The 12,563-nt window shown below is 42.2% G+C and carries 10 protein-coding genes and 2 tRNA genes; 6 read left to right on the top strand and 6 right to left on the bottom strand.

Annotation, left to right across the window (positions count from 1 at the left end):
• Nucleotides 1-41: 41 nt before the first annotated feature.
• Nucleotides 42-1,001, bottom strand: a complete 960-nt coding sequence (locus CSH93_RS03905) for a DJ-1/PfpI family protein (RefSeq protein ID WP_100641885.1) — start codon at nt 999-1,001, stop codon at nt 42-44.
• 381 nt (nt 1,002-1,382) lie between these two features.
• Between CSH93_RS03905 and CSH93_RS03900 the strand changes: the two genes are divergently transcribed.
• The 5 genes from CSH93_RS03900 to CSH93_RS03880 all read left to right on the top strand — a co-directional run bounded on the left by CSH93_RS03900 (nt 1,383) and on the right by CSH93_RS03880 (nt 6,463).
• Nucleotides 1,383-2,741 carry an amidohydrolase family protein gene (locus CSH93_RS03900; RefSeq protein ID WP_100641884.1) on the top strand — a complete coding sequence of 453 codons (1,359 nt, stop codon included), beginning with the start codon at nt 1,383-1,385 and terminating at the stop codon, nt 2,739-2,741.
• Nucleotides 2,742-2,873: 132 nt separating this feature from the next.
• On the top strand, nt 2,874-3,335 hold the full coding sequence (locus tag CSH93_RS03895; RefSeq protein ID WP_100641883.1) for a hypothetical protein: 462 nt from the start codon (nt 2,874-2,876) through the stop codon (nt 3,333-3,335).
• Nucleotides 3,336-3,621: 286 nt separating this feature from the next.
• Nucleotides 3,622-4,800 (top strand): alpha/beta fold hydrolase, encoded by a 1,179-nt coding sequence (locus CSH93_RS03890; protein ID WP_164078284.1) that lies wholly within the window; start codon nt 3,622-3,624, stop codon nt 4,798-4,800.
• Between the two features lie 123 nt (nt 4,801-4,923).
• Nucleotides 4,924-5,781 (top strand): LysR family transcriptional regulator, encoded by an 858-nt coding sequence (locus CSH93_RS03885; RefSeq protein ID WP_124748929.1) that lies wholly within the window; start codon nt 4,924-4,926, stop codon nt 5,779-5,781.
• 157 nt (nt 5,782-5,938) lie between these two features.
• A complete protein-coding gene (locus CSH93_RS03880) occupies nt 5,939-6,463 on the top strand; it encodes a PEP-CTERM sorting domain-containing protein (RefSeq protein ID WP_100641880.1) in 525 nt (174 codons plus the stop codon).
• Between the two features lie 231 nt (nt 6,464-6,694).
• Here the strand turns inward: CSH93_RS03880 and CSH93_RS03875 are convergent, their stop codons facing one another.
• From CSH93_RS03875 to CSH93_RS03855, 5 genes are all read right to left on the bottom strand, one after another.
• Entirely contained in the window at nt 6,695-7,549 is an 855-nt protein-coding gene (locus CSH93_RS03875; RefSeq protein ID WP_100641879.1) for a pirin family protein, read from the bottom strand.
• Nucleotides 7,550-7,573: 24 nt separating this feature from the next.
• Nucleotides 7,574-9,322: a monovalent cation:proton antiporter-2 (CPA2) family protein gene (locus tag CSH93_RS03870; protein ID WP_100641878.1), complete on the bottom strand. Its 1,749-nt coding sequence runs from the start codon at nt 9,320-9,322 to the stop codon at nt 7,574-7,576.
• Between the two features lie 252 nt (nt 9,323-9,574).
• Nucleotides 9,575-9,970 (bottom strand): TspO/MBR family protein, encoded by a 396-nt coding sequence (locus CSH93_RS03865; protein WP_100641877.1) that lies wholly within the window; start codon nt 9,968-9,970, stop codon nt 9,575-9,577.
• 559 nt (nt 9,971-10,529) lie between these two features.
• Nucleotides 10,530-10,605: transfer RNA gene (locus tag CSH93_RS03860), tRNA-Val, on the bottom strand.
• A gap of 29 nt (nt 10,606-10,634) precedes the next feature.
• A tRNA-Val gene (locus CSH93_RS03855) sits at nt 10,635-10,710 on the bottom strand.
• 357 nt (nt 10,711-11,067) lie between these two features.
• Here CSH93_RS03855 and gltX point away from each other — a divergent pair.
• Nucleotides 11,068-12,477: a glutamate--tRNA ligase gene (gene gltX / locus CSH93_RS03850; RefSeq protein ID WP_100641876.1), complete on the top strand. Its 1,410-nt coding sequence runs from the start codon at nt 11,068-11,070 to the stop codon at nt 12,475-12,477.
• The last annotated feature ends 86 nt before the right edge of the window (nt 12,478-12,563 follow it).

Below are 12,563 nucleotides of genomic sequence, written 5' to 3'. Positions count from 1 at the left end.
TATTAAAAATACAAACTAACTTAAGAAGTTCGGCAAACCCTTTATCCTTTTCTGTATTGCAAAGGGGGAGCGAGCTTCTTATCTTTAAACAAACGTCTCAATGAACTACTACTCTCATAACCACAAGCTTCAGCGATAATTTCGATCGAAAGATCGGTTTCTTTTAACATGACCTTTGCCCTTTCCAGTTTTAATTCACGAATCCAATCACCATAGGACATGCCGACTATTTTTTGGAAGCGCCGCGTAAATGTTCTAGGACTCACTCCCGCTTGATGGGCGACTTCTTTAATGGTGGGATGCAAAGACTGAGTTGATTGAATATGGTTTAAGATATCGGGTAACTGTTGATGTTTATTTTGTGGTAAAAGCGGCTGCGCTACATCTTGAGTTGCTCTGCCCGAACGTAGGGGAGCAACGACCAAGCGCCGTGCGACATCATTCGCCCTTTTTAAGCCATAGTCTTGCTGCACGATGTGTAAACACAAATCGATTCCGGCGGCACTACCCGCAGAAGTGTATAAATTACCATCTTCACAAAATAACGGAGCGTCACTTACATCTATTTCAGGAAAAGTTTCGATAAATTTGTTTAAAAACATCCAATGAGTGGTCGCCTTTTTGTTTTTTAAAAGCCCCGTTGCTGCCAGAATGTAAGCCCCTCCACAAATAGCAACAATGCGCGCATTACGGTTATGAGCTTCTAACAAAGCATTGATTAAATCGAAGGGGACATCAGTATAGGGTTCGCGCCAACCCGGTAAGACAATAATATCTGCTTGCGACAGGCACTCTATGCTCTTGTCGATTTGGAATGAGATCCCGCCTATGCCCTTGAGATGTTTCCCTTCGACGCTGATTATGTCGAATTGATACCAGTCATTCCCAAACTCTGGACGCGCGAGACCAAAAACTTCGACTGCTATACCAAATTCAAATTGACACAATTTGTCATATGCGATCACAGCAACTCGAGGCCCATTTAAAGCGTTTTGAGACATAAATATTGAAACTTCTTTGTTTTTGACCACTTTCGCACGAAAAGTACCGTTTTGTATATATATAGCTCTCGTTTTTCCATGCTACCTTTAAAAAGTTAAGAAATAGCTATGCAGTCAGTGACAATAACTTTTAAAAGTCAGAGGTGAGGCATTTGGACCCAATTTCTTTTAGGCATGAGCATTACTCTTGTGTCAATGATGGTCAATGCAAAAACTAATAAAGAGTTTTCGACAATTAACGTACGTTTCCTAGATGGAAAAGCGGCCCTTAATATCGATTAAGTATCAATTCAGTATCAATTCAGTATCAATTCAGTATTTCGGACCATAATTGTTCAAGTGAATCAATTTTGACTAGCTGTAAAAAATAAGGAAAAGAACATGATTTCGACAATGAAAACCTCGGCTACTATAAGATGGCGCACTTTTAACAAAGGTGTTTTAGGCTTTGGTTTTATCTTTTTGTCGATGATGGCGAATGCAACTTCAAGCGAAGACTATGCGATTATTAACGCGCGTATTCTGGATGGAAATGGCGGTCCTGTTGTTGAAAAGGGAGCTGTTTTAATAAGTGATGGCAAGATTAAGGATATAGGCGACGATCTACTAATTCCCTCAGGTGTAAAAGTTTATGATGTTGCTGGTAACACGGTTATGCCCGGGCTTGCAGATATGCACACTCACTTGGCATGGGGAGGTGAAGATTTCGACCTGTTAGGCTATCAATGGAAATTAAATGCTTATCTTTATGCCGGAGTAACAAATATTTTTGATTTAGGGGGCGTATTACCTTACTTAAAACAAATACAGGCTGGCCTTAATAACCAAGAGATTACCGGCCCAGCAATTCACTACGTTGGCCCGCTGATAGATAGTGTTGACCCCGCTTGGCCTGAAGTGAGCAGAAGTATGGTTTCCGAAACACAAGCGCGGGGATTAGCGGACTATCTCAAGCGCAATGGTGCAAGTGCTATTAAGGCCTATGCCAAACTTAACAGAGCGCAAGTTGTAGAGCTCGTGCGAGAAGGCAAACGAATTGGCATGCCCGTTTTACTTGATGGTTGGGCACTAAATGGTGCGTTTCACAACATAACGGCTGGTGTCACGGCGTTTGCTCATACGCCTCGTGAAGTGACAGAGCACACGCTATCTTTAATGCAAAGGTTTAAAACAAAGATCATTACTACCCGCTCTGTAGGGGGGGCTGTCCCTCATAGTGTGTTAAGAGGGGCTGCATTTATAGATAACGAGTTTATTAAAAATACCATGCCTCCATGGCTTTTTAATAAAGTTAAAGAAGAAGTGCAAAAAGCTCAAGCTAATCAACAGTATATAGACGACAACTTCAGCCTAGAGTTTCATAAAAAATTGCAAAACACGATAAAAAAACTGCATGATGCTGGTGTTCCTTTAATTGCGGGAACGGATGACACCACTTTCTATGGCGATTCGCTTCATTTTGAACTAGAGCTATTGGTTGATGCAGGCCTTACCCCCTTAGAAGCGATAACAACAACTACCAAGAATGCTGCAGCATTGGTGCAACAAAGCGACCTGTGGGGAACTCTGGAAATCGGAAAAATAGCCGATATTTTGGTTGTCAAAGGAAAGCCTGACGAGAATATTAAACATACCCGAAATATTCAGTTCATTATTAAAAATGGCAATATTGTCAATCGTGATGCATTGATCTATCAAGCATCGGAACACCCCAGCATGCCAAGTACTAAGGTTAACTAGAATGTATATCGTTGAACCATCGTATTAGTCGCTATGTTCCCCGTCTAGGGGCACCTGATGACAATCAATTCCCAAGAAATAACCTCTGTGGTTAATTAATTATTTAGTACTTACTATAAAAGGAAAACCGAGATGCAATTCATCCTGCTAATGCTGCTTATCATTTTATCTACGTTTGTACAGGCTGGAGAGAAAATAGACCTAAACGCATTTGCTAATCAGTATTTTGACAAGATGGTAGCGACTCAATTCCCCAATGCTTCAGAAAAGGATTTAGATGAATATTTGGCTTTGCTAAAAGATGATGTAGGGCATTCACATTTACCTTGGGTTACTGACGATACCAGATATCTAGATGGAAAGAAGAGCATGAAGAAAGGTATGAAACACTACTTGGGTAGTCATACTAGATTTAAGGCAGAGTTGCTCAATGTGTTTACTTTTAATAGTTCAGCTATTGCAGTGCGGTATAAAAAACAAGTATCTGGCACTCATCCGGACAACAATCAGCCTATTGAGTATGAAAGAACAATTATGGAAGTGTTGGAGTTAGAAGGTGGAAAAGTAGCGGTTATTCGTAAATACCACGAATAACGCTATAACCCCGAAAAAGCCTAAAATGAGAAAAACGCTTACGATACACAACTTGTATCCGGAGGAATTCAAGTAGCTATACCGTCAATAAAGAATGTTTTTGAGTAAGACAAACCATCAAGATTGCTACATCAACGGATTTTTAGGCTTTTAAATCAAATACGAGAAATGCTCACATTATTCGGTTGCGGAAATGCAGATTGAGTGAGCGAGAAGCAATTCAAAACAATAAATAAGAATATGGCAGATGTTTCTGCTTCTATTTAAAGCGAAGGATGAAATTAAAATGGGAAAATTTTGGGGCAAATGTGCAATCTGCTGTTTAGGAGCGTTATCTGTGATTGCGTGCGGAGGAGGGGGCTCAACCAACTCAGCGCCAGTACCGTCTTCCAGTGTGCCTACGGGCGCAAGCTACTGGGATGCTGCAGTACCCAACTTTGCGGTCACTATTGATAGCCCCGTAATTGAATTGAATGGCCCAGACGTTGTGTTTTTGTCAGTTGATGAGGAATACGAAGAGCTTGGCGCAACTGCGCACGACAGACAAGACGGCGATGTGAGTGCCAATATCGAGATAGTCAACTTGTGGAACCGATTTTCTGTGGGGGATTATTTTATTCGATATAGCGTATCTGACTCAGATGGGAATAAGTCGTTGGAAAAAATCAGAATTGTACGCGTATTAGATGATACGCCCTCTACCATGAATTTAAGACCAGTAGGTTCGACACAATCCCACTTAGGTTATATCGAAAGTTTACCCAAAGACTATGGTGTTGATGAAAGCAAACAGTATGGACTGTTGATATTCAATCATGGCAACGGCTCAAATGTTGAAGTAAGTGGAAGTGATCCTACGGCGGCTTTGCAAACCATTATTCGTGGTGCTGGCCCCGCATTGATGCAACAAAGTGGAAAATGGGATACCACGTTACCCTTGATTACGCTGAGCCCGCAAATGGGCGGCATTGGTGATGGCGATGAATTAGCGCGCTTGGATGCGTTTATTGATTATGCGGTCAATACCTATCGCATTGATGAGTCACGTATTTATATGACGGGATGGAGTCAAGGTGGCTTTCTTAGTCTTCTGTATGCAGCAGATTATCCTCATCGAACCGCCGCTGCTATATCAATTTCAGGTGGTCTGCCGATGAATGACAACGAGGCGCCTGAGGATATTTGCCAAATAGAAACGGTGCCGGTCTGGGCATTCCATGGCGAATTTGATGATGTGGTCTCAGTAGACTCGAGCATTCGCGCAGTAGACTACATCGAGCAAAATTGTCAGCCAACAACGCTTCCACGGCTTACCGTTTTTAAACAACAAAATCATCGCATCCACCCTCTGGTTTACGGTTTGTCTGCAATGCAAGATGCGCCACGCGGCGTGATTGCAGATGACAACTTTGACCAGTACGACGTCAGTATTTATGAGTGGCTGTTGCAGTATACGAGTGAGTGAAATCTTAGTTCACTGAATGACCAAACAGTCTAATAGAAGCAGCACGATAACGGTGCTGCTTAGTATATTGCGTTGAAAAACGAAGCTGTTATTCTGGTTGCATTACTAATCAGTTGGCGGCATATGAAGCTCAACAATGATCGATTAAACGCATTTTATCAGGTGGCGATAGATAAAAGTTTTTCACAGGCTGCAGATTCATTGTGTATTACGCAATCAGCGTTGTCACAACGAGTGCTTAAATTAGAGCAGGAAGTTGGAACTCATTTAATCATCCGTAGTCCTGATGGGATCAGTTTGACAGAGCAGGGCAAAACGCTTTTTGAATATATATCAGACCAACAGGCTCGAGAGCAGGACGTTTTAAACAAGGTCACCGGTAGAAGTGCTATTGCCAATGGCATTATCAGGATTGGTGCATTTAGTTCTGTAATGCGATCCGTCGTTATGCCATCTCTAATACCGTTGATTAATTCACCTCATCAATTAAAAGTGGAGTTTTTTTCCAGAGAACTTCGCAATCTGCCATCGCTGCTGTTGTCAGGAGAAGTAGATTTTATTATCACAGATTCAGTGCTCGATGATTCTCGAGTGCAATCTGAACTAATAGGGCATGAAACGCTGGTTCATATCCGCAATAAAACGTTGGCTCATCATTTCACCCCCCCCATATTTTTAGATCATGATGTACATGACGTTACGACGTTTAATTTCTTTGAAGCCCAGGGAATGTCTGATTATGAGTTTGATCGCAATTTCTATGATGATGTGTATGGCTTAATCGACGGTGTTAGGCTTGGGTTTGGAGAGGCGATAGTTTCAAAGCATATGATTAAAGAAGACGATGTCTTCGAAATCATTGACTATCCAAAGGTCGTAACTAGCCCCGTCATGTTGTGTTGCCTAAAAACACGATATTTGTCAGAGCTGCAGCAGCAGGTTATTGAGCATTTAAAGCGTAACGTACCTAAACACTTATAGTTATTTTGCAATAATTCTTTCATTAAATCACCCTAACCAACTGATTTGTATGGTTTAAAGATATTTTAATAAGGCAATTAAATTTAATAATTGTACTTGTTTTAGACAGGTCCATAGACTTGCCGCTGTCTAAATAAGCGACTAGGGATAGAAAGAAATGAATAAAATAAAATTAAGCTTCATTGTTGTTAGCTTTTGGTTGTGCAACGCTGCGAGCGCGGGGTTAATGCAGTGGAATGTTACCGGCGTTAATGGAGATTATACGCTTAACGGTTATGTCATGGTGGACGAGGCAAACTTTTTGACGGGAGAAAACCTGACAAGTGTATTTGAAAGTTGGTTTTTTAAGTGGTCAGATGGCGTTGACTTTTCAACCAGCTCTAGCTTCAACGGTGATGTCTTGCTTGTGCCATGGGCTATGTTTCAGGTAGATAATGATAATAACGTGACGTGGGCAACACTGTGCGCCAACGCATGTGATGGTTGGCCAAATGTGCTAGTTAACACACACTCGTGGGATGCAACATTATTTGAAGACCAAGAATGTTGTATTGGCTCTGGTGATGCAGCATGGAGTTTTGCCGGTGTACGTCCGAGTGAAGTGCCTGAGCCGGCTGCATTTGGGTTGTTCGCATTGGCCATGGCTGGCGTTCGATTGGTTTCCAGGAGAACCATGTCTTAGGAACCAAAACGCCATTGCCTTCTGAGAAAAGCCTTTAAACGCGGAGGTGAGTCAAGTTGATTCACCTACGTATACCTTCTTGTCTGTAAATGATACTTCAATGGTTAGGGTTATTCAGATACATCGCCAAACGCTCGACACTGCAAAACGATTAGATTTAAATAACTCGAAATCAATCAGTGCTGAGTCTCTAAATTTCAGCACCTTTCTACCCAGCAAACTCTGCTGATATTACTGAGGCAGTGGTATAAACTCCTGATCGTCTCCTGGTATGGACGGAAATTGTCCGTTGGACCATCTCTTTTCTGCCTCAGCTATCTTTTCTTTAGAATAGGCAACAAAGTTCCATTTTAGATAAGGCATCTTCTCTAACGCCTGACCTCCGATCACAAAATAACGGGCGTTTTCAATGGTTTGCATAACTCGCTCATCTTCCAAAATAACAAAGTCTCCGGCCGTAAATTCTTGCTCGCCAATCAGTACTATTCCACTGATGATGTAACATGCGGTTTCTGAATCGCCGCAAGGCCTCTCTACTTGGGCCCCTGACTCGGTAATTGCATCGAGGTAAAACATCGGAGAATAGGTCTTTACAGGAGAAGTGTAGTTATATGCATCGCCGGCTATCAGACGCATTAAAACCTTTTCCCGGTGGATATAGGGGAGTTTTTCTCTATCGATATGTTGAAAGCTCGGCTCCATATCCACTTTGTCTTCAGGTAACGCTATCCAACACTGTAACCCGTCAAGCGTATGCACGCTTCCTCTGGTTTCGATTGTTTCTCGCTCGGAATGGACAATTCCCTTACCTGCGGTCATCCAGTTAACATCACCAGGGCGAATTTCTTGAATGGAACCTAAACTATCTCGATGAAGCATACTGCCTTCTAGTAAGTAGCTAATAGTTGCAAGCCCAATGTGGGGGTGAGGGCGCACATTTATACCTTGCCCAGCTTCAAACGTGGCAGGACCCATGTGATCGATGAATACAAATGGGCCGACCATTTTTTTGAGTTGATTGGGAATGATCCGTTTGACTGAAAAGCCGCCTAAATCTTTCGTTACGGATTTTATTAAATATGCCATGTTCACTTTCCTTTTGCTAAGTTGCTATTCTCTATCTTTTTCAAACAGTTCAATAAGCTCTTGCCGGCCAAGGTTACCCCTATCAACTAAGCCTTGTGTCGATAAATCACTGTTGATTGCGTGTTGAAGCATGTCTTCGTCATGTTGAGAAAAGATATCAAGCATTCTATCGGCTTGATTGGGTGTATACCCTATTTCGGATAAAACACTGCGACAAGCATCTATACCGCCAGTGAAAAGTTCCCGAATAACACTATCAACCCCCATTTTAGAAAGTTCTACTGCATGCATTCGATTGTGCGCTCTTGCAATTATCCTAATATGTGGAAACTCTCTTTTGATTAATCTGGCGAGTGTTGAGATTTCTTTCATGTTATTAATTGCGATTAATACAATTTGGGCGCTGTTGATACCAGCGTGTTTAAGCAGTTCAGAGTGTGTTGCATCGCCGAAGTAGACTTTGTGTCCGAATTTTTTTACGAACTCGATATGCTCTGCATCCTTATCCATAGCAGTAAAAGCAATATTATTCGCAGACAACACTCTGCCTGTGATCTGCCCAAATCGACCAAATCCAGCAATAATAACGGTGGGTTCACTTGTAACTTGATGATTATCGTAAACCGGCGGGCAATTATTGGTGTTGAATAGCGTACTTTGAATGATGACGATTGGAGAAGTTAATGCCATCGATAATCCAACGACCAAATTGACTATATTCGCGGTGTGTTCTGGTAATACTGATTGTGAAACGGCTAATGTCATGACTACAAACGCGAATTCACCACCTTGGCACAGCATCAAACCGACGCGGGAAGAATCGGTATTAGACTGTTTAGTCATTTTCAAAATGGCAAATACAATCACGCTTTTAACGGCAATTAAGGCAATGGTTAGGGTGAAAATCTGAACCGGTTGCTTCATCAGCAAGCTTAAATCGAGCGTCATACCAATAGCGATAAAAAACAAGCCCAAAAGAAGCCCTTTAAAAGGTTCTATTTCGCTCTCTAACTGATGTTTGAAACTGCTGTCTGCGAGTAAAATCCCAGCTATAAATGCCCCCATTCCCATGGATAGTCCAGACTTGTACATTGCCAATGCTGTGACTAACACAATAAACAGTGCAGCAGCTGTCATGACTTCGGCATTGCCAAACTTAGCGATTAACCGTAAAAAAGGATTGATGAAAAACTTTCCAATGATTAATACTGAAATGACAACTGTTACACTGATGTACCACGCAGGAGCATCATTGTTTTGCAGCGGCGAAAATGATGCGACTATCAGTAGGATAGGGATAACGGCTACATCCTGCATTAATAAAATTGAAAAGCCTTGTTGCCCGGGCGGTGTTTTGAGAATGCGTTGCTCGTTCATCAATTGAATGGCAAATGCTGTAGATGAAAGCGCCAAAGCTAACCCCACTGTTATTGATTGTGGCCAAGAAAAACCGAATGCGTAGTGTGTAATGGCTGTGATACTTAACCCAGTCATCATGAGTTGGCTACCGCCGCTAACTAGTATTGACGTCCTCATTTTCCACAGCATGCTAGGGGATAATTCGAGGCCAATAACGAAAAGTAACAGTACAACTCCAAGCTCAGCGAAATGCAGGATAGTGTAGGGGTCGTCAATGATATTCAAAACCGAGGGGCCTATTACCACGCCTGCAACAAGATACCCGAGAATCGCACCCAAGCGCATACCTTGAAATAATGGGACGGCAATAAGACAAGCAGCCAGAAAGACTGAAACTGAAATTAGAAAATCCATACGACCGCATCGTTAATGAGGATTCAGATGAGTATAAGCTACCGCTTAGGGGTTATCTAATTTCCTTTGTAGTATTTAAAATTTGCTTTTAATGACTAGTCGAGTGTTTTCAAAAGAGTGGTCGACGCTACTGGGCTTGAACCAGTGACCCTCGCCTTGTAAGGGCGATGTGTAGTGGTCGATAAACCCGGACACCTTTTTAGCTAAGTCTTCAGCTTTTGCCGGTGGTAGCCCATCGTTAAATTAATCTCGCTAAAAGTTCAAAATGTTAATCGTAATTTGCAGCACCGTCGCAATGGAAACCCAAATCAAATAGGGAATTTGAGCAATCGCGATGATACGGTAGTGTTTCCAAATTGCGATCATCATCCATACAATTGTTCCCCAAACAATAAGTATATCTAATGAGGCTAGGGTTAGGTTCCGCAGCCCAAACTGAATAGGAGTGAAAATGATATTTGCAACAAGGTTTATTGCAAATGGAAGCATCACACGCCTAGGTATTTTATTTCTGAATCCCTGAATAAAAACAAATAAAAAAGACACTATGATTATGGGATAAAGAATGGACCACATTGTGCCAATAAATGATGGGTCTGGTGTCCAAGATGGTTTTACAAGTGCGTTGTACCATTCCATAAATGACATAAACTCAGTTCCTGAAGTTAGCTACCACCAGATACGAGAACTTATGCCTTATACCTGTTGTTATTGTTAATTGTGTAATACGACGATTTGGGTAAAAGGAACATTTTGAGTAATCGAAAATTCAGTAGTAAATTTAATCTTGGATATGACGCTGAAGAACTAACGCGTGTGCTGACGAGGTCAAAATCACGCGCGCAACAGTTAAAGAAAGTGACTTATGTGTGTTTTGATAGCCAGAAGGTCTCACTTTGATTTACTGACTTTACGAACTCGAATTGGTCAAGTACATAAGGAAGTTTTTCATCAAGAGTCGTATGAGCAAACCGCAATTTAATGCCGTAAGTTCTTTTGCGAGTATTAAATGTAATGGGTTTAATCAAATGGACTATACTTCCTCGTCCGTTTAAGCGCTCGGAGAAGTCCCATTGATAACCTACATTAGGCCCGCCTAACAGGTGTGCACGAATTTGACACGTTTTGTCACAGATTAGACACAGATTTAGTCTATTCTGAATCACATTGTGGTTCGTAATGATGTGTAAGTGTTTGATTTAAAAGATGGTGGACGCTACTGGGCTTGAACCAGTGACCCTCGCCTTGTAAGGGCGATGCTCTCCCAACTGAGCTAAGCGTCCTAAGAGTCTGATACTTAATAAGAAAAGAGTGGTGGACGCTACTGGGCTTGAACCAGTGACCCTCGCCTTGTAAGGGCGATGCTCTCCCAACTGAGCTAAGCGTCCATCTTTTCCCGCTGAAGCGGTTAAGTGGGCGGTATTATAGAGTTGTAATATTAGCTGTCAACCGTAAATTTGAGAGTTAGTTTCGTTTGCCTATTTTGTAAACACCCATTAGATGAGAATGACGCAATTTAAGGTGTGCAGTGGAAAAGAATGGATTTATTTTACAAGCGCATATTCAGGGGGCATTAAAAAATGCTGTTGTTATAAAAGAAGCGAGCGGGGCGGGATAGGCAATAAAGAATATATACACATCGATTGTAACTTAATCGTTTCCATCGTTAATTGTTTTGCTGAAGGGGTTCGCTTCAATCCGCAGCTATTGTAGAATGCGCGCCAATTGATTTAGAGGTGTTTTTTATGACGGTTGTCACTCGATTTGCTCCCAGCCCAACGGGCTATCTTCACGTAGGTGGTGCCAGAACGGCATTATATTCTTGGCTCTATGCAAAAAGTCAGGGTGGACAATTCGTACTCAGAATAGAAGATACCGATATTGAGCGCTCTACTGATGAAGCCAAACAAGCGATATTAGACGGTATGCAGTGGTTGGGATTGGATGCCGATGTTGGGCCAATCTATCAGACCGACCGTTTTGACCGTTACAAATCGGTCATAGATCAGTTATTAGCTGAAGGCAAAGCGTATAAATGCTTTATGCCCGCAGATGAACTAGACGCCATTCGCGAAGCACAAAAAGCTAAAGGTGAAAAACCACGTTATCCAGGGACCTGGAGGGACAGAACCGATCATCCGAGTGATAAACCTTTCGTTATTCGTTTTAAGAATCCTCTAGAAGGTACTGTCGTTTTTGACGATCACGTACGCGGTAAAATTGAAATCGCGAATGCTGAAATGGATGATTTGATCATTATGCGCAGCGATGGAACACCAACCTATAACTTCTGTGTAGTCGTTGATGATTGGGATATGGGGATTACCCATGTAGTGAGAGGAGAGGACCATATCAACAATACGCCTCGCCAAATTAATATCCTTAAGGCCTTGGGTGCACCAGTACCAGAGTATGCGCATGTCTCAATGATTTTAGGGGATGACGGTAAGAAGTTATCAAAGCGCCACGGTGCGGTCAGCGTTATGCAATACCGTGACGATGGTTTCTTGCCGCAGGCGGTGTTGAATTACTTGGTTCGATTAGGCTGGTCTTATGGTGATCAGGAAATTTTCTCTAAAGAAGAAATGATTGAGTTGTTCTCATTGGATGCGATTGGTCAGTCGGCCTCAGCATTTAATACCGAAAAGCTTATCTGGCTTAACCAACACTATATTAAGACATTGCCGGCCAGTGAAGTAGCGAGTCATGCTCAATGGCACTTTGAGCAGCAGGGGATAGACGTGACGAACGGCCCGACAATTGAGCAAGTCATTGAAGTTCAGGCGGATCGTGTGAAAACCTTGGCTGAATTGGCTAGCATCAGTCGCTATTTTTATGAAGACTATGAAGCTTTTGATGAAAACGCAGCGAAAAAGCATTTGCGTCCTGTCGCTCGAGCAGCATTAGAATTGGTTAGCCAAAAGCTAGCGGAAATCAGTGAGTGGAATGGCACCAACATTCAAGCCTGTATTAATCAAACAGCAGAAGAGTTGGAAATTGGCATGGGGAAAGTGGGCATGCCTTTACGTGTTGCTGTTACGGGGGGCGGTAACTCTCCATCGCTTGATTTGACCTTATCGTTGATTTCTCAATCAAAGGTTGTACAACGAATAGACAATGCTTTGAAATATATCGAAAAGCGCGAAAATTCGTAAAAAAACCATTGACACATTAAGGTCTGATGCCTAGAATGCGCCCCGCTGTCACGGAACGGACTCAGCAAGAGTCAGGTCCAATAGCC

It is taken from the genome of Neoalteromonas facilis (assembly GCF_002807665.1).
Classification (GTDB): domain Bacteria; phylum Pseudomonadota; class Gammaproteobacteria; order Enterobacterales; family Alteromonadaceae; genus Alteromonas_E; species Alteromonas_E facilis.
Note: the sequence above shows the minus strand (reverse complement) of the source record. Positions and strands in the feature narration are given on the sequence as shown.